16 protein-coding genes are annotated in these 17510 nt (G+C 65.8%); 10 read left to right on the plus strand and 6 right to left on the minus strand.

All coding sequences use genetic code 11. The features are described from left to right. Positions 1–5: 5 nt before the first annotated feature. Together glyS and Q9K01_RS06555 are read right to left on the minus strand one after the other, a co-directional pair. Entirely contained in the window at positions 6–2570 is a 2565-nt protein-coding gene (gene glyS, locus Q9K01_RS06550; protein WP_305929415.1) for a glycine--tRNA ligase subunit beta, read from the minus strand. A gap of 252 nt (positions 2571–2822) precedes the next feature. Beyond that, complete coding sequence (locus tag Q9K01_RS06555) at positions 2823–3722, minus strand: glycine--tRNA ligase subunit alpha (RefSeq protein WP_305929416.1); 900 nt, start codon at positions 3720–3722, stop codon at positions 2823–2825. A gap of 181 nt (positions 3723–3903) precedes the next feature. Here Q9K01_RS06555 and Q9K01_RS06560 point away from each other — a divergent pair, with 181 nt between their 5' ends. The 8 genes from Q9K01_RS06560 (at position 3904) to Q9K01_RS06595 (ending at position 10922) form a co-directional block, all read left to right on the plus strand. Further along, positions 3904–4881, plus strand: coding sequence for a TraB/GumN family protein (locus tag Q9K01_RS06560; RefSeq protein WP_305929417.1), 978 nt, complete (start codon positions 3904–3906; stop codon positions 4879–4881). Next, entirely contained in the window at positions 4878–5783 is a 906-nt protein-coding gene (locus Q9K01_RS06565; RefSeq protein WP_305929418.1) for a TraB/GumN family protein, read from the plus strand. Before Q9K01_RS06560 ends, Q9K01_RS06565 begins: the two co-directional genes overlap by 4 nt. Before the next feature lie 143 nt (positions 5784–5926). Continuing rightward, positions 5927–6622: a 50S ribosomal protein L25/general stress protein Ctc gene (locus Q9K01_RS06570; RefSeq protein WP_305929419.1), complete on the plus strand. Its 696-nt coding sequence runs from the start codon at positions 5927–5929 to the stop codon at positions 6620–6622. 134 nt (positions 6623–6756) lie between these two features. Continuing rightward, a complete protein-coding gene (gene pth, locus Q9K01_RS06575) occupies positions 6757–7326 on the plus strand; it encodes an aminoacyl-tRNA hydrolase (RefSeq protein WP_305929420.1) in 570 nt (189 codons plus the stop codon). 35 nt (positions 7327–7361) lie between these two features. Next, positions 7362–8357: an SDR family oxidoreductase gene (locus Q9K01_RS06580; protein WP_305929421.1), complete on the plus strand. Its 996-nt coding sequence runs from the start codon at positions 7362–7364 to the stop codon at positions 8355–8357. 63 nt (positions 8358–8420) lie between these two features. Continuing rightward, positions 8421–9521 carry a redox-regulated ATPase YchF gene (gene ychF / locus Q9K01_RS06585; RefSeq protein ID WP_305929422.1) on the plus strand — a complete coding sequence of 367 codons (1101 nt, stop codon included), beginning with the start codon at positions 8421–8423 and terminating at the stop codon, positions 9519–9521. A gap of 56 nt (positions 9522–9577) precedes the next feature. Next, positions 9578–10375 carry a DUF1206 domain-containing protein gene (locus Q9K01_RS06590; RefSeq protein ID WP_305929423.1) on the plus strand — a complete coding sequence of 266 codons (798 nt, stop codon included), beginning with the start codon at positions 9578–9580 and terminating at the stop codon, positions 10373–10375. Positions 10376–10457: 82 nt separating this feature from the next. Continuing rightward, entirely contained in the window at positions 10458–10922 is a 465-nt protein-coding gene (locus Q9K01_RS06595) for a MaoC family dehydratase (RefSeq protein WP_305929424.1), read from the plus strand. A 9-nt stretch (positions 10923–10931) separates the two neighbouring features. Here Q9K01_RS06595 and Q9K01_RS06600 read toward each other — a convergent pair whose 3' ends face one another. The 4 genes from Q9K01_RS06600 to mutL form a co-directional block, all read right to left on the minus strand. Then, positions 10932–11450, minus strand: coding sequence for a hypothetical protein (locus tag Q9K01_RS06600; protein WP_305929425.1), 519 nt, complete (start codon positions 11448–11450; stop codon positions 10932–10934). A 212-nt stretch (positions 11451–11662) separates the two neighbouring features. Continuing rightward, a complete protein-coding gene (locus Q9K01_RS06605) occupies positions 11663–12484 on the minus strand; it encodes a retropepsin-like aspartic protease (RefSeq protein ID WP_305929426.1) in 822 nt (273 codons plus the stop codon). A 164-nt stretch (positions 12485–12648) separates the two neighbouring features. Then, complete coding sequence (locus Q9K01_RS06610) at positions 12649–13383, minus strand: hypothetical protein (protein ID WP_305929427.1); 735 nt, start codon at positions 13381–13383, stop codon at positions 12649–12651. 160 nt (positions 13384–13543) lie between these two features. After that, entirely contained in the window at positions 13544–15358 is a 1815-nt protein-coding gene (mutL, locus tag Q9K01_RS06615; RefSeq protein ID WP_305929428.1) for a DNA mismatch repair endonuclease MutL, read from the minus strand. 196 nt (positions 15359–15554) lie between these two features. On the opposite strand from mutL, the gene Q9K01_RS06620 reads away from it, so the two are divergent. Together Q9K01_RS06620 and Q9K01_RS06625 are read left to right on the plus strand one after the other, a co-directional pair. After that, complete coding sequence (locus tag Q9K01_RS06620) at positions 15555–16598, plus strand: rod shape-determining protein (protein WP_305929429.1); 1044 nt, start codon at positions 15555–15557, stop codon at positions 16596–16598. 21 nt (positions 16599–16619) lie between these two features. Further along, positions 16620–17510 carry a rod shape-determining protein MreC gene (locus tag Q9K01_RS06625; RefSeq protein WP_305929430.1) on the plus strand — a complete coding sequence of 297 codons (891 nt, stop codon included), beginning with the start codon at positions 16620–16622 and terminating at the stop codon, positions 17508–17510.

The following is a 17510-nucleotide window of genomic DNA, read 5'->3' on the forward strand; positions in this document are numbered from 1 at the left end:
GGCGATCACCCCTCGATCCGCGCGAAATCTGCGGCCTTGTGTACCGCGGCGCGGAAACGGGCCAGCAGATCGAGCCGGGCGGCGCGCTTGTCCTCGTCTGCATCATTGACCGTCACCTCCTCGAAAAACCGATCGATCGGGGCGCGCAGACTGGCGAGCGCGGCCATGGCGGTTTCGAAGTCTTCGCCCTCGATCGCCGCGGCGGCTTTGGGCTCGGCTTGGTCCAGCGCCTCGATCAGCGTCTTTTCCGCCGGTTCGGGGGTGTAGGAAAGTTCTTTCTGGTGCCGCTCGGCCATCTTGGCGTCGATCACCGCTTTGAGATCGGGATCGTCGACCAGCGCCAGCGGGTCCTCCTCGCCGGTGCGGGCGATCTCGCCCTCGCAGCCGTGCCAGTCCTCCTTCTTGAGGATATTGGCGGCGCGCTTGTAGGCGGCCAGCAGATTGGCGCCCTCGGCGGTTTCGACGTAGTTCTGCAATGCCTTCACCCTTGCCAGCAGGCGGACAAGATCGTCTTCGCCTCCAAGGGAGAACACCGCATCGACGAGATCGTGCCGGACACCGGCCTCACGCTCCTGGACCTTCAGGCGGTCGGCGAAGAAGTCGAGGAGGTCTGCTGCGCAAGCTGACGAGGCAGCGAACCGAGCTTCGGAGTACGCCACCAACTGCTCTTCGTCGTATGGAGGTTGAAAACCCTCGTGATCAGCGGGTAGATCAAAAAGCCAGAGGTCATCATCGACCATCGACGGGAGGCGTTCACGAAGTGCAGCGATACCCCCAAAACCACCGTCAGCGATTACTTTGTAGAGATACCATTTACGATCTCCATCATAGGCGAACTGCGCGTAACTCTCGCGAACGAGTCTGAGGACGCCTGCCGAAATCTGACCAGCTTGTAAGAGACGGATAATCCCGAGGGCGGCACGGCGTAAAGCGAAGGGATCCTTTGAACCCGTGGGTTTTTCACTGATCGCGAAAAACCCGACCAACGTATCCAGCTTGTCTGCCAAACTCACCGCCACCGTCACCGGCGCGGTGGGGACTTCGTCGCCCTGCCCGACCGGCTTGTAATGGTCGCGGATCGCGTCGGCGACTGCGTCCGGCAGGCCCTCGGCGCGGGCGTAATAGCCGCCCATAAGCCCCTGCAATTCGGGGAATTCGCCGACCATCTCGGTGACCAGATCGGCCTTGCACAGAAGCGCGGCCTGTTCGGCGAGATCGGCGAGCTCCGCCACATCCTCGTCATTCCGGCGAAGGCCGGAATCCATCGTGCCATCAGCGCTGTCGGAAGCATGGACCCCGGCCTTCGCCGGGGTGACGGGGTGCGGGATGACGGGGTGTGGGGTGACGGAGTGCGGTTTAACGACCCCCTCTTCCACCAGCCAGCGCGCCAGCTTCGCCACGCGCTCGACCTTGTCGGCGACGGTGCCCAGCTTCTCGTGGAAGGTGATCCGCTCGAGCCCCTCGGCGTGCTGCGCCAGCGTCCTCTTGCGATCGACATCCCAGAAGAACCGCGCATCGGACAGCCGCGCGGCGAGGACCTTGCGATTGCCGTCGACCACCCGCGCGCCGCCGTCTTCCGCCGCGATATTGGCGGTGCAGACGAAGGCGTTGGCGAGACTCCCCCTCCCGCCTGCGGGAGGGGGTTGGGGGGTGGGCAAGTCGGGCGTTGCATCGGGCCCACCCCCTACCCCTCCCGCAAGCGGGAGGGGTGAATTGCAGACGAAATACTTCTGGTTCACCCGCGCGGTGAGCTGGATCACTTCGGGCGGGACTTCGAGAAACGCCTCCTCGAAGCGGCCGAGCAGCGGGACGGGCCATTCGGTGAGACCGGCGTTCTCCACCACCAGCCCCTCGTCCTCGACGAGCTCGAGACCGGCCTTTTCGGCGACCTCCTGCGCACCCTTGCGGATCAGTGCGGCGCGTTCCTCGTGATCGACGATCACATGGCAGGCGCGCAGCTTCTCGGCGTAATCGTCCGCACTGCCGATGGTGATGTCGCCCGCATGGTGGAAGCGGTGGCCGAGCGTGACCCAGCCCGAGGTGACGCCATGCACCTCGCATTCGATCAGTTCCTCGCCCAGCAGCGCCACGATTCCCGACAGCGGGCGCACCCAGCGCAGGGATTCGGTGCCGATCGAGGCGGCGCCCCAGCGCATCGATTTGGGCCAGGAAAAATCGCGGACGATCGCGGGGATCGCCTGCGCGAGCAGGTCGGCGGTCGCGCGGCCGGGTTTCTCGATCACCGCGAACCAGGTGTTGCGGCCCTTGACGTCGCGCAAGGTCAGCTGGTCGCGGGTGACGTCGTTCTTGCGGCAGAACCCGTCGAGCGCGGCATCGGGCGCGCCCTCGGGCGGGCCCTTGGCTTCCTCGCTGACCGCCTGCGTCGCTTGCGGCAGGTCGCGCGCGATCAGCGCGAGGCGGCGCGGGGTGGACCAGACGGTGATGGCGCCGGGCGTGATCCCGGCGGCGTCCATCTCGCGGCGGAACAGCTTCTCGAGTTCGCTGCGCGCGCCAGCCTGCATCCGCGCGGGGATTTCCTCGGAGCGCAGTTCGAGAAGGAAGTCAGGCACGGGCTTTCTCCGTCATCCCAGCGAAGTTCCCCGTCATCCCAGCGAAAGCTGGGATCTGTCGCAGATCGGGCGCGAAGCCGAAGGCTATCCCAGCTTTCGCTGGGATGACGGGGGCTGCCGGGGCTGCGTCCACCACCTCGTCATTGCGAGGAGCCGAAGGCGGAGTCGAAGACGGCCCGGAGGGCCATCCGGCAATCCGAGGCGCAGGTCCATGGATTGCTTCGCTCCGCTCGCAATGACGAATGAGGGGACTCACAGCGACCACTCCGGATATTTATCCGCCCATTGCGGCGCCATCGCCTCGGCGTAATTCTCGCAGGCGCCGCGCGCCAGATCGCGGACCCTGCCCATGTAGCTGGCGCGTTCCTGGACGCTGATCACGCCGCGCGCCTGCAGCAGGTTGAAGATGTGGCTGGCCTCGACCGCCTGTTCATAAGCGGCAATAGGCACCTGATTTTCCAGCGCATTGCGGCATTCTGCCTCGGCCTTGGCGAACAGATCGAACAGCGCGGCGGTGTCCGCCACCTCGAAATTCCATTTCGACATCTGCTTCTCGTTTTCGAGGAACACCTGTCCGTAAGTCACGCCGCGGCCGTTGAAATCGAGATCGTAGACGTTGTCGACGCCCTGAATATACATCGCCAGGCGTTCTAGCCCGTAGGTCAGCTCCCCCGCGACCGGCTTGCAGTCGAACCCGCCCATCTGCTGGAAATAGGTGAACTGGGTCACCTCCATTCCGTCGCACCAGACCTCCCAGCCCAGCCCCCAGGCGCCCAGCGTGGGCGATTCCCAATCGTCCTCGACGAAGCGGATGTCGTGCTTGAGCGGATCGATGCCGATCACCCGCAGCGATTCCAGATAGAGGTCCTGGATGTCGGGCGGGCTGGGTTTGAGGATCACCTGATACTGGTAGTAATGCTGCAGCCGGTTGGGGTTCTCGCCATAGCGGCCATCCGTGGGGCGGCGGCAGGGCTGGACGAAGGCGGCGTTCCAGGGTTCCGGCCCCAGCGCGCGCAAGGTGGTTGCGGTGTGGAAGGTGCCCGCCCCCATCCGCATGTCGTAGGGTTGCAGGATCAGGCACCCCTGCGCGGCCCAGAAATCATGCAGGCTGAGGATCATGTCCTGGAAAGATCGGCTCGGATTGCGGTCCATGGCGGCGGGCTTTGGCTTATGGCCTCCGGAGCGTCAATGCCGTGTGGGGCGCAAGAGCGCGCGAACTCGCATATCGCGCGCCGCAAGCCGGGACTGGCACGGCCCTCCCTATTTCGGGGCCTCATTTCGGGGCGTCATTTCGGGGGCGAATTTGCAGACTTATGCTGTAGAGAACCAAACCATGTCCCAGACCAGAACCCGTTTCGCCGCCGCGCTCACCGCCGGCACCCTGCTCGTCACCCTCCAGGCCTGCACCACCGTTGCCGAGGATGCCGCGCCCATCGCGGCGGCCGAGCCCGTAGCAGCACCCGTCGTCGAATCGGCGGTCGAGTTGGCGGTCGAGCCGGCGTTCGAGCCTGCGGGCCCGGCGCTGTGGAAGGTCGCCGACGAGGACACCACGATCTATCTGTTTGGCACCGTCCACGCGCTGCCCGAGAATATCGACTGGTTTCGTGGACCGATCGCCAGTGCGCTCGAATCCTCAGGCACGCTGGTGACCGAAGTGCCCAGCGGGTTCGAGCAGGATCCGGCGCTGCAACAGACCATCATGGGGCTGGCGATGCTTCCCGCCGACGAGAGCCTGCGCGACCAGCTCGATCCCGAGCAGCGCGCCAGCTACGAGGCGGCGATGACCTCGCTCGACCTGCCGGTGGGCGCGTTCGACCGCTTCGAGCCGTGGTTCGCCGGAGTCAATCTCGCGATGCTGCCGCTGCTCAAGGCGGGCTATACGCCCGGAAGCGGGGTGGAAAAAGTCGTCGAGGGACGCGCCCCCGCCACGGTCACGCGAGATGCGCTCGAGACCGCCGATTTCCAGCTCGGCGTGCTCGACTCCCTGCCGCGCCAGTCGCAGGTGGATTTTCTCATCGCCACGACCGACATGATCGACGAGGTGGTGCCCATGATGAACCAGCTGCTGACCGAATGGGTCGAAGGCGACACCGATCAGCTGGGCGAGCTGATGAACGCGAACCTGGCCGATCCGGTGCTCGCCGAGGCGCTGCTCTACAGCCGCAACCGCAATTGGACCGACTGGATCGAGCAGCGGCTCGACACGCCCGGGACGGTGTTCATGGCGGTCGGCGCGGGACACCTCGCGGGCACCAACAGCGTGCAGGATTATCTCGCCGAACGCGGGCTGACCGCGACGCGGGTCCAGTGAACCTGCGGCTATCGCTCACGGGCCTGCTGGGCGCGCTGCTGCTGGCGGGCTGCTCCGATCGGCCCGGCGAACCGGCGTCCGAGCCCGCGAGCTACCCCGTCCTATGGGAACTCACCAACGCCGAGGGCGAGATCGAGGGCTGGCTGTTCGGCACCATCCACGCGCTCCCCGACGGAGTGCAATGGCGCTCGGCGGTGCTCGACGAGGCGGTCGCGGCGGCCGATGTGCTGGCCGTCGAGGTCGCCGCGCTCGACGACGGCGTGAAGCTTGGCGAATTGTTTACCCGGCTCGCCTTCGACGGTTCGTCGGGGGCCTCCGGGCCGCCCGGCCCGCTCGCCGCGCGGGTCGATCCGGCGCTGGCTGAGCAATATCAGGAGCTGCTGACCACCGCCAAGGTCCGGCGCAGCCATTTCGACGCGATGGAAACCTGGGCGGCGGCGCTGACGCTGGCGCAGGTGGCGCAGCAGGCGAAAGCAGAGAATGGGGTCGATCGCGCGCTGATCCGCGATTTCGCCGGTCGCGAGATCGTCGAGTTCGAGGGCGCCGAGACGCAATTGCGGATCTTCGACGACCTGCCCGAGACCGAGCAGCGCGACCTGCTCAACGCGGTGATCGGCGAGACCGAGGATTACGAGCGCGACATCGGCAAGCTCGCGCGGGTCTGGCAGGCGGGCGATGCCGAGCAATTGAGCGAGCTGACCGGCGAAGGCATCCTCGCCGACCCGGAGCTCTACGAAGCGCTGCTCGCGGGGCGCAACCGCGCCTGGGCGGCGCAACTCGAAAACCTGCTCTCGGCGCGCGCGAAGCCCTTCGTGGCGGTGGGCGCGGCGCATATGTTCGGCGCCGACGGCCTGCCCGCGCTGATGGAAGCGCGCGGCTATACGGTGCGACGGATCCAGTAACGCTCCCAAGCCGAGCTGCGCCGCCCCCGCCGCCCTTGTCTTTTCGGGACTACCTGCTAATGGCCCGCGGTCCGGCGTCATGGTCATCCCTGGAGGCGTGGCGGACCGGACGACAACCACAAGCATTCGAAAGGTAAGTACTCATGAGCGATGCTCTGACCCTGCCGGCCGAGACGCGCGAACGGGCTGGCAAGGGAGCCTCCCGTGCACTGCGTCGCGATGGCCGTGTCCCCGCCGTGATCTATGGCGGCAAGGAAGAACCCGTGATGATCCACATCGAGGAGAAGGAACTGGTCAAGCAATTGATGACCGGTCACTTCATGAACTCGATCGTCGAGATCGAACTGGGCGGCACGAAGCTGCGCACCCTGCCCAAGGATGTCGCGCTCGACCCGGTCAAGGACCGGCCGATCCACGCCGATTTCCTGCGCATGGTCAAGGGCGGCAAGATCGACGTTCAGGTCCCCGTGGTCTTCGCCAACGAGGAAGCCTCGCCCGGTCTCAAGAAGGGCGGCGTCTTGAATGTGGTCCGTCACGAGCTCGAGCTGGTCTGCGACAACGACCGCATCCCCAGCGAGATCGTGATCGACGTCACCGGCAAGGAAGTCGGCGATTCGATTCACATCAGCGAAGTCACGCTTCCCGAGGGCAGCGCAAGCGCCATCACCGATCGCGACTTCACCATCGCCACGCTGGTCGCTCCGTCCGCGCTCAAGCGCGCCGAGGGTGAAGCCGGCGAAGACCAGACCGGCGAAGGCATGGAGCCGGGCGAAACCGCCGCGACCGAACAGGGTCCCGACGACGACGCCGCTCAGGAGCAGGAAGACAAGAGCGAATAAGCGCTCTTTCTCCTTACCCGATATCAAGGCACCGGGCTTCGCGAGAAGTCCGGTGTTTTGCTGTGTGCGCCTGGCCTACGCGCAGGACCGCATACGGGGGTGACGGGGCGGTGAGCCTCCACTAAGCGCTCGCCATGCAAATCTGGACAGGCCTCGGCAATCCCGGACCCAAATACACCATGCAGCGGCACAATGTCGGCTTCATGGCCTGCGACGTGATCGCCGACATGCACGATTTCGGACCGGTGCAGAAGAAGTTCAGCGGCTGGGTCCAGGAAGGGCGGATCGGCACCGAGAAGGTGCTGCTGCTCAAACCCGCCACCTTCATGAACGAGAGCGGCCGCGCGGTAGGCGAGGCGCTGCGCTTCTACAAGCTGGGCACCGACGCGCTGACCGTGTTCCACGACGAGCTCGATCTGGCACCCTTCAAGATCAAGGTGAAGCAGGGCGGCGGTCATGCCGGGCACAATGGCCTGCGCAGCATCGACCAGCATTGCGGACCCGAGTTTCGCCGGGTGCGGATCGGCATCGGCCATCCCGGGCACAAGGATCGCGTCCACGGCCATGTACTCGGCGATTACGCCAAGGCCGAGCGCGACGATCTGATCGCCATGCTCGGCGCGATCGGCGCGGAGGCGGAATGGCTCGCGAAAGGCGACGACGTCCGCTTCATGAACGATGTCGCGCTGAGGATGCAGGAATGATGTGCTAGGTTCTTCCCGAGACAGAGGAGATTCGCATGCCCGATCTGACCCGCCGTTCGCTGCTCGCCGGCGCCGCCGCCACCACCGTTCTCGCCGCCACCGCCTCCCGCGCGCAGACCGATAGGGTCGCCGCCGCGCCCGATCTCGCGGGCAAGGCGATCCTCATCACCGGAACCTCCTCGGGCTTCGGACGGCTCGGCGCCGAGCATTACGCCCGCGCCGGCGCGCGGGTGTTCGCCACCATGCGCAACATTCCCCGCCCCGAAGCCGAGGAACTGCGCCGCCTCGCGACCAGCGACGATCTCGACATCCATGTGATCGAGATCGACGTCCTTTCGGACGAACAGGTCGAACGCGGCGTCGCCGAGGCGACACGGATCAACGGCGGTCCGATCGACGTGCTTGTCAACAATGCCGGGATCGGGATTTCCGGCCCGGTCGAGGTGCAGGACATGGAAGCGACGAAGCTGGCCTTCGACACCAATGTCTTCGGCGCCCACCGGATGGCGCGCGCGGTGCTGCCGGGGATGCGCGCGAAGGGCGGCGGGCAGATCTTCCAGATCTCGAGCCAGCTGGGGCGCGTGATCGTGCCCTATGGCGGGCATTATTCGGCGACCAAGTTCGCATTGGAGGCGATGGGCGAGCAGCTCGCCTACGAGCTGGTGCCGCACAATATCGAGGTGACCATCATCGAGCCCGGCGGCTACCCGACCGAGGTCTGGGTCAACCGCAACATCTATACCGGCTCGCTGAAGGAACGGATCGCCCCCGAGCACGCGCAAGGCTATCCCGAGGTCGTGGCGCGGATGGGGACCGAGGACGGCTCGGGTCGCTCCGCCGATCCGATGGACGTGCCGCGCGCCATCGCCCGCACCATCGCCCTGCCCCAGGGCACCCGTCCGCTGCGCGTTCCGGTCAGCGGCGGAGCGATCCCGCAGACCGCGATCAACGAGGTGACCGCGCGCACCCAGCTCGAATGGCTGGGCCGCTCGCCTCAGCTCGGCCCGGTGATGCGCGCGGTCCACAACTAGCGCGCTGGCATTCGCCCCAGACTGCGGCTAGGGCCGCGGCCTGCTTTCTATCTGGAGTTTTCGATGGGTTTCCGTTGCGGGATCGTCGGCTTGCCCAATGTCGGCAAGTCCACCCTTTTCAATGCATTGACCGAGACGCAGGCCGCGCAGGCCGCGAACTATCCCTTCTGCACGATCGAGCCCAATGTCGGTCAGGTCGCCGTCCCCGATGCGCGTCTCGACCGGATCGCCGCGATCGCCGGCTCGGCCAAGGTGATCCCGACGCAGCTCGGCTTCGTCGATATCGCCGGTCTGGTGAAGGGCGCGAGCAAGGGCGAAGGTCTGGGCAACCAGTTCCTCGGCAATATCCGCGAGGTCGATGCGGTGGTCCATGTGCTGCGCTGCTTCGAGGATGACGACATCCAGCACGTCGCCAACAAGGTCGATCCGATCTCGGATGCCGAAGTGGTCGAGACCGAGCTGTTGCTGTCGGACCTCGAAAGCCTCGAGAAGCGCGTTCCCAATGCGCAGAAGCGCGCCACCGGCGGGGACAAGGAAGCCAAGATCATGGCGAGCGTCCTCGGCCAGGCGCTCGAACTGCTGCGCGAGGGCAAGCCCGCGCGGTTGACCCAGCCCAGGGACGAGGAAGAGGCGCGGGTGTTCGCGCAGGCGCAATTGCTCAGCGCCAAGCCGGTGCTCTACGTCTGCAACGTCGCCGAGGAAGACGCCGCGACCGGCAATGCGCTGTCCGAGGCGGTCGCCGCCAAGGCCGCGCGAGAGGGCGCGCAGTCGGTGGTGGTCTCCGCCGCGATCGAATCCGAGCTGGTGGGCATGGAGCAGGACGAACGCCGCGAATATCTCGCCGAACTCGGGCTGGACGAAAGCGGGCTGAGCAAGGTCATCCGCGCGGGCTACGACCTGCTCGCGCTCAACACCTTCTTCACCGCCGGCCCCAAGGAAACCCGTGCCTGGACTTTCCCGCGCGGCGCCAAGGCTCCTCAGGCGGCGGGCGAGATCCACACCGATTTCGAGAAGGGCTTCATCCGCGCCGAGACCATCGGTTTCGATGACTATATCGCGCTGAAAGGCGAGAGCGGCGCGCGCGAGGCGGGCAAGCTGCGCCAGGAGGGCAAGGAATATCTCGTCCAGGATGGCGACGTGCTGATGTTCAAGTTCAACGTCTAGGCACCATTTGCGATCGCGATAGTTGGGCTCACATAGATCAAGGGGAGAGCCATATCGTGGTCGACAAATCCGAGAAGTTCAATTGGTTGGTACGGGTGGGCTATTTCAGCCGCGCCATCCTCTATGCCGTGCTGGGCCTGATCGCGCTGACCAGCGCCGGCCGGATCGCCGAAGGCACCAATGGCGTGTTCCGCGCGGTCGAGGATTATCCCGCCGGGACGGTGATCCTGTGGATCATGGTGGTGGGCCTGACCGCCTATGCGCTGTTCCGCTTCTGCTCGCTGTTCTTCGACATCGAGAACAACGGTTCCGACAAGAAAGGCTGGGCCAAGCGGATCGGCCACGGCGGCAGCGGGATCGGTCACCTCGCGCTGGCCTATTCGGCTTATGAATTCGCCAACAGCACCGGCGGCGGCGGAGACGGCGCACAGCAAGCGGCGTCCGGCGTGCTCTCGGTGGATTTCGGCGGCACGGTGCTCGGCATACTCGGGCTGATCTTTTTCGTGGTCGCCGCTTTTCAGGTCAAGAAGGGCGTCTCGGGCGAATTCATGCACCGGGTCAGCCCGCAGGCGCCCGATGCGACCCGCTGGCTCGGCGGTATCGGCTTCGTCGCGCGCGGCGTAGTCTATGCAGTCATCGGCTGGTCGTTGTTCCGGGCGGGCTTCCTGTCCGCAGGAGCCAATCAGGTCAAATCGCTCGGCGATGCGCTGGCGAGCCTGGCGGGTGAAGGCTTCGTCTTCACCCTCACCGCGATCGGGCTGCTGCTGTTCGGGCTCTTCAGCCTCGTGCTGGCGCGCTACCGGATCATTCCCGAGCTCGACAGCAGCGCCGGGGTTCCCAAGTTCCGCACCTGATCCGGCGGGGATAGGCAAAGGCGAACGGCGGGCGAAGCGGTTGGATATTGCTTCGCCCGCCGCTTTGCGCGATGCCGGGGCCATGCTCTACTTCGAAGATATCGAGATCGGCACGAAGGATTCCTTCGGCCATTATGAAGTCACCCGCGAGGAAGTGCTGGAGTTCGCGCGGAAATACGACCCCCAGCCCTTCCACCTCAGCGACGAGGCCGCGGCGCAGACCCATTTCGGGCGCATTTCGGCGAGCGGCTGGCACACCTGCGCAATGACCATGCGGATGCTGGTCGAGAACATGTCGGTGATCCAGCGCGCCGGGCTGGGTTCGCCCGGGGTCGACCAGCTGATGTGGCGCAAGCCGGTCTATCCCGGCGACACTTTGCGCTGCGAGACCGAAGTGCTGGAGAAGCGCCGCAGCCGCTCACGCCCCGAGATGGGGCTCTTCAAGACCCGCTCGCGCACCTTCAACCAGAACGACGAGCTGGTGCTGGAGATGGTCTCGAACGGGCTGATGCAGGTCCGCGATCCCGAAGTCCCTATCGAGGACTGAGGCGCTAATTCAGGCTCCGCACTCGGCGATGCCCTCGGCGCGATAGACCACCCGGTCGCGCCCGTCGGTCAGCGTCAGGTGCGCGTCGTAGCCCATCGTCTCCATCCCGATCTGCTCGCCCTCGCCGTCCTGCAGGTCGAGCTCCAGGCTGAATTCGCGCCCGTCGTATTTCGCTCGCGTCCCGAGCGGGTTTTCCGGGCTGCCGGGATCGGGCGCCAGCCGCAAGACCTCGCCGCTGCGCTTGACGAAAGCGGCATCGCCCATGGCGATCGCCAGCGCCTCACCCTCGCCCGTTTCCCCGCCGACGCGGTCGTCATCGGCCACGAAGCTGCAACCGAGCCCGATCGCCCCTTGGCCTTCGATATCGGAGAAACCGATCGGCTGGAGGCTCACCGGCACAGCCGGCGTGACCTGTGTCGCCCGAACCGCCGCGACAGCCTCCGCATCGCGCCGCGCCCGTTCCTCGGGCGAGACCTCCTCTCCGCATCCGGCCAGAGCCAGCAGCGAGAGGACCAGCAAAAACCGCATTCCAATGTCTCCCACACAGCTCTTCAAGGTCGTCCATCGACCGATTCACCCAACTTTGGCATGTTGAGCTCCCCGTCCGGTTGACCGTTTCGCGATGGCCGTCAAGGTCAGCTCGCGGGATGTGGGAACTGCACCGGACAAATCGGATATTGGAGTGGACAGCTGACGTTCGACCACCGTCGACCAATCCGCGCAGTTCGTGCTGGGCTGAACTAGCTGGTCGGATCCAGGAAGATTTCCCTGTTCGGGAAATCAGTGACGATACGAAATCGTCTTAATATCCCCACCCCGACGTTTGCCGGAACCTGGAGGTTCTCGAGAACGTGCGCACGAATGTTTCTGAAGAGGCGACCAGCGAGGGTCAGCTCCCGAACATAAACCACAGGGCGCGCTGCCGCACCGCCGATTCCACCTGCTGGCTCGATGCCGACCGGCTCCAGCTTGAGCTGGCTGGCGAGCTCGGAGGATAGCAAGAGGCCTGAGCCATTGCCGAGGTCGAAGTCTGCACTGACTTCCATGTCACCGAAGAGAACGGGGACAGTCTCAATCCCGTGAGCGGCCGTCAGAGGCAGGCGAAGGCCTCCTGGGAGTTCCTGCTCTGCAACAAAGGCAATCGTGCCTGCATCGATGTCGATGGCGAGTTTGCCCGCATCGAAGATCTCGCGGCCCAGGATCACAGGTAGCGGCTGGCCGATCAGTCTGGCAGCCACGTCCGAAAGATCGATCACGGCTACGACAGGCAGGGTGAAATCGCGTCCCAAGGCGCTGATGTCGACGTTCTCGACGAGTTCCGCACTGGTTGTCCCTGCTCCCGTTCCACGAGCCTCAACCTGTTTGCCTTCTTGAACTCCGAGCTGATCTGCGAACCGGCGGTCCAGCAAAGTCAGTTCAGCTCCGCTGTCGAGCAACGCCTCTGCAGGCTCTCCCTGGACCTCGACGGGGACGAAGAGGCGGTCGCCACGGACAATCAGCTCTTCAGCGGCGAGAGGGAATGAGGCCAAGGCAGCAAGAGCGATGAGGATGATGCGAAGCATTTTCGGCCCTTGGCTGAAGTTCGAAAATCGCTGGCCACTTCTTCGACGAAATGCGCAGTCGTCACGACCAGTTGCTCGTCTGCTGCTGTGCTGCTTGAGGGGTGGATCGATGGGGTTCGGTCCGGCGCTTCTGGGTGTCAGCTCACGCATCCTTGGCAGACTTCTTACCGAACCGGGACAACAAGCAGGCTTTGCGATGGCAGGCGCGCCAGTTCATCGACGACCGATGCTCGATGATCGGCACCTACCACGAATGCAATGCGCCGCCCCGGATTGTTCTCCACGACTTGACGCACGCTCCTTGCAATTCTCCGATCTCGCTCTGCATAGAACGCCACGAGCCGCGCGTAGCTTGTTCCCGCCAACTCTTCGGCGAGCACTCGGTAGTAGGCCCGGGATATCGAGTCGTAGCGGCCATCGTTGAGCGAAGCTGCCGATGCGACCTCCCGGATACTTCTCTGCTGTTTCTGAAGCGCGTCGGCTCTTGGCGTTCCAGCAGAAAGATCCTCGCTCCGCTCTCGCTCAAGGCGCTTGACCCAGCTCCTGTCCTGCCACCACCTCTCAGGCACGCGCCGGCCTTCGAGCTCCTCGCCCAGCCAATCGATGCCGCGAACCCGGGGGCTATAGCGACGAGCAAGTTCCACCATCTCGAACGGATAGTTGCGCTCCAGGTAGTCTGCGTCTTCGCCCAGGTCTTCCTGCCGGATCTCGACTGCGACGACGTCCGGCGAGAAGCTGCTGACGGCGTCAAACAGATCGTCATAGGAATAGCGAGGATGCTCTTTGTGCGCCGAATGGATGGCCGCGATCACCATCACGGGCGTGGGTTCTGGCGGTGCTGGAACAGTGCTGCAACCGGCAACGAGAGCCAGCACCGCGTTGATGAGCAGCTTACCCATTGTCATCCTTCATACCTGATTGTGGAGCTTCCCGTGCATACTACTTCTGGGAGACCGCAGGGAAGTCGTTCGTTGAGCGAATGTCTGCAATTGGTCGTCCGCCGGCCGTCCGGCTTTTAGGAGCGCCATCCTTAGCCGACAATCGCGGGCCTAACCCGATCTAATGCCGCCCGAACAGCTTCTCGACGTCTTCCATCGACAGCTTCACCCAGGTCGGACGTCCGTGGTTGCACTGGCCCGAGCGCGGGGTCGCTTCCATTTCGCGCAGGAGCGCGTTCATCTCGGCGACGCTGAGCACGCGGCCGGCGCGGACCGAGCCGTGGCAGGCCATGGTGGCGAGCACCAGTTCGAGCTTCTCGCTCAGCAGCAGCGCGCCCTTGTCCTCGTCCTGGCCGTGCTTGACCAGATCGTCGTCGATGTCGCGCAGCAGCTTTTCGGGGTCGCCGTTGCGCAGCGAATGCGGCAGCGCGCGGACCAGCATCGCGGTGGGGCCGAAGCGTTCGATCGCGAGGCCCAGCTGCACGAGCCGCTCTGCCGCCTCCTCGAGCCGGTCGCAGGCGGGTTCTTCCAGTTCGACCACGTCGGGCATCAGCAGCGCCTGGCTGCGCGCGGCGGCCTCGCCCGCTCCGGCGGCGCGCAGCCGTTCGAGCACCAGCCGTTCGTGGGCGGCGTGCTGGTCGACCAGCACCAGCCCGTCCTCGGCCTCGGCGACGATATAGGTGTTCGCGACCTGCCCGCGCGCGATGCCGAGCGGATAGGCGCGTTCTTCCGGCGCCAGCGGCGCGGCCGGCTCCGCCCTGCCCTGAGGTTCGGCCATGGATTGCGGATCGGCGCTGCGCCACGGGCTTGCCGCGCCCTCCGCGACGCTTGCGGAAGGGCGCGACCAGTCCCGCCCCTCGAAGATCGAGCGCAGCGCCGGCGAGGGCTCGTCGCGTTCACGCTGCCAGCGCTCCATCGCCGCGGCATCGGGCGATTGCGCGCTGCGGCGGTCGCCGGTCGCCAGCGCCCGCCGAAGCCCTGAGACGATGAAGCCGCGCACGGCCTGCGCATCGCGGAACCGGACCTCGGTCTTCGCCGGGTGGACGTTGACGTCGACATCCCCGGGCGGGAGGGTGAGAAACAGCGCCAGCACCGCATGGCGGTCGCGCGCGAGCATGTCGGAATAGGCCCCGCGCACCGCACCCGCGAGCAGGCGATCCTTCACCGGGCGACCGTTGACGAACAGATATTGGTGATCGGCGATCCCGCGGTTGTAGGTCGGCAGGCCGGCGATCCCGGTCAGTCGGATCGCGTCGCGTTCGAGTTCGATCGCAACGCCATTGTCCTTCAATTCGCGCCCGACGATCTGCGCGACCCGATCGGCGAGCGCCTCGCCCGGCTGCAACCCGAGCACGCGGCGCTCGCCATGGTCGAGCGTGAAGCCGATATCGGGGCGCGCCATCGCCAGCCGGCGGACGACATCGAGACTGGCGGCGTATTCGCTGCGCGGCGTGCGCAGGAATTTGCGCCGCGCCGGGATCCGCGCGAACACCTGTTCGACCCGCACCCGCGTCCCCGGCGGGAGCGCTGCGGGGCCTTCGGACACCAGCGCGCCGTGATCCACCACCCGCTTCCAGCCCTGCGCCGCGCCGTGCGGGCGGCTTTCCAATGTAAACCGCGCGACGCTGGCGATCGAGGGCAGCGCCTCGCCACGAAACCCGAGCGTGGCGACCTGCTCGATCGCCTCATCGGGCAGCTTCGAGGTGGCGTGGCGCTCCAGCGCCAGCGTCATCTCCTCAGGCGTCATCGCGCAACCGTCGTCGGTCACCTCGAACGACCCGAGACCGCCCTCGACCAGCCGGATCGCGATCCGCGTCGCGCCGGCGTCCACGGCGTTCTCCACCAGCTCCTTGAGCGCGGCGGCGGGGCGCTCGACGACCTCGCCCGCGGCGATGCGGTTGACGAGGTGTTCGGGGAGGCGGCGGATGGTCGGCATGGCTGATGCAGGGGCCTAGCTGCGAACCGCCCGGAATTCGAGCCGGAACGCGCACATTTCCCCGCGAATCCTTCCCGAATGTTTTGGCAATTGCCCGGACCCTTCGCTAAGGGAGCGACTCCGCTGTCACAATCGGGTCGGAACGGTCGCAAGCACGGCACGTAAGGCCCTTATCGAAAATCGGAATCGGCTAGTAATGGGTTTCTGGAACAACCTCTTCAAATTCGGCTCGCAGAACATGGCGATCGATCTCGGTACGGCCAATACGCTGGTCTATCTCGAAGGTCAGGGCATCGTCCTCAACGAGCCGTCGGTGGTCGCCATCGAGACGATCAACGGCACCAAGCGGGTCAAGGCGGTCGGCGACGACGCCAAGCTGATGATGGGCAAGACCCCCGATTCCATCGAGGCGATCCGGCCGCTGCGCGACGGGGTGATCGCCGACATCGAAATCGCCGAAGAGATGATCAAGCATTTCATCCGCAAGGTGCACGGCCGCAAGAGCCTGATGCGCTACCCCGAGATCACCATCTGCGTTCCCTCGGGTTCGACCAGCGTCGAGCGCCGCGCGATCCGCGACGCCGCCAGCAACGCCGGTGCCAGCCAGGTCTATCTGATCCTCGAACCCATGGCCGCCGCGATCGGCGCCGACATGCCGGTGACCGAGCCGGTCGGCTCGATGGTGGTCGATATCGGCGGCGGGACCACCGAGGTCGCGGTGCTCAGCCTGCGCGGTCTGGCCTACACCACCTCGGTGCGCACCGGCGGCGACAAGATGGACGAGGCGATCGTCTCCTACGTCCGCCGCCACCACAATCTGCTGATCGGCGAATCCACCGCCGAGCGGATCAAGAAGGATTATGGCATCGCCGTCGCTCCCGAAGACGGCATCGGCGAGGCGATCACCATCAAGGGCCGCGATCTGGTCAATGGCGTGCCCAAGGAAATCACCATCAACCAGGGCCATATCGCCGAGGCGCTGAGCGAACCGATCGGGGCGATCGTCGAAGGCGTCCGGATCGCGCTGGAGAACACCGCGCCCGAACTCGCCGCCGATATCGTCGATCAGGGCATCGTGCTCACCGGTGGCGGCGCGCTGATCCATGGTCTCGACCAATATCTGCGCGAGGAAACCGGGCTTCCGGTCACCATCGCCGAGGATCCGCTCACCTGCGTCGCGGTCGGCACCGGCCGGGCGATGGAAGACGAGCGCTATCGCGGCGTCTTGATGACCGCGTAAAACCAGGGGGAAGACGGCCGCATGGCGCCGACAGGACACCGGCGCTCGAGCTATTCGCGTAAAGCGCAATACAGCCTATTCACCGGCTATATCGCCGCTGGCCTGGGTGCGCTCGTCGGTGCGGTGCTGCTCGGCCTGTCGCTGTGGCAGCCCGGTTTCCTCTCGACCCTGCGCGGCACCGCCAACGATGCGGCCACGCCGGTGACGCAGCCGGTCGCCGCGGCGCGGACCGAGAGCAAGGGCTTCATCGACGCGGTGCGCGGGTACTATCGCGCGGGATCGCAGAACGCGGCGCTCAAACGCGAGATGGAACTGGCGCGGATCCGGCTCGCCGAAGGCGCCGCGGTCAAACAGGAAAATCTCAGGCTCAAGGCTCTGCTCGGGCTCCAGGACGAGGAGGTCAAGCCGGTCGCGGTCGCCAGGCTGGTCGGCGCGAGCGCGGCGAGTTCGCGCCGCTTCGCCTATCTCGGCGCCGGACGCGCCGATGGCGTCGCGGTCGGCATGCCGGTGCGCAGCCCGCGCGGGGTGATCGGCCGGATACTCGAGGTCGGCAATCACAGTTCCCGCGTGCTTCTGCTGACCGATCCCGAGAGCGTGCTGCCGGTGCGCCGTGCCGAGGACGAGGTGGTCGCCTTCGCCGAAGGCCGCGGGGACGGGCTGATCCGAATCCGGCTGATCAATCTCGGGCTCAATCCGCTCAAACCCGGCGATCTGTTCGTGACGAGCGGTGCCGGCGGCTATTACCAGCCCGGCGTCGCGGTCGCGATCGCGACTGAGATAACCGACGATGGCGCGCTCGCCCGGATCGTCAGCGATCCCGCGGCGGCCGGCTATGTCGCGGTGCTGCCGATCTTCGAACCCGATGCGGTCGTAGGCGCCGGAACGCCGATCGAGCGCGAACTGGAAGAGTAG

The sequence above is a fragment of the Qipengyuania benthica genome (assembly GCF_030717865.1).
Lineage (GTDB): Bacteria > Pseudomonadota > Alphaproteobacteria > Sphingomonadales > Sphingomonadaceae > Qipengyuania > Qipengyuania benthica.